This window comes from Halorubrum distributum JCM 13561 (assembly GCF_000337395.1).
In the GTDB taxonomy this organism is placed as follows: Archaea; Halobacteriota; Halobacteria; order Halobacteriales; family Haloferacaceae; genus Halorubrum; species Halorubrum distributum.
In genome coordinates this window covers 1-338 of sequence record NZ_AOJF01000014.1, presented here as the reverse complement: position 1 = coordinate 338, position 338 = coordinate 1, and the positions used below count along the sequence as shown (strand labels likewise).

The 338-nt window shown below is 67.5% G+C and carries 1 pseudogene; it reads left to right on the top strand.

Features of this window, described 5'->3' with window-relative positions:
• Positions 1 to 30: 30 nt before the first annotated feature.
• Positions 31 to 338: pseudogene (locus C470_RS00485) on the top strand (hypothetical protein); the annotation flags it as partial.

Sequence of the window (338 nt, the reverse complement as noted above, 5' to 3'; positions counted from 1 at the left end):
CCGCTTGGCGGTTTCAGGAGGTGAGGGCCAGTGAGCTCGAAGTCGTCGGACAACGCCGACGCACCTGGAGACGAGCCGCCGAGTTTCGAGGTCGGCGAGATCGTCGTCGACGGCGACGAGGACGAAGACCTCCGCGCGCCGGCCGTCGTGATCAACCTTCCTCCCGTGGAGGCCGACGAGTGGGTGGCCTACCACAGCGACGGAGAGGAGGGGACCGTCGCCGACGACAACCCCGACTACCCGAGCGACGCCGAGATCGTCGTCGTCTCGTTCAAGAAGACGCTCGACGACTGGGACGGTGTCTGGAACGGTAGTGACCCGCTCCCGCTCGCCGAGGC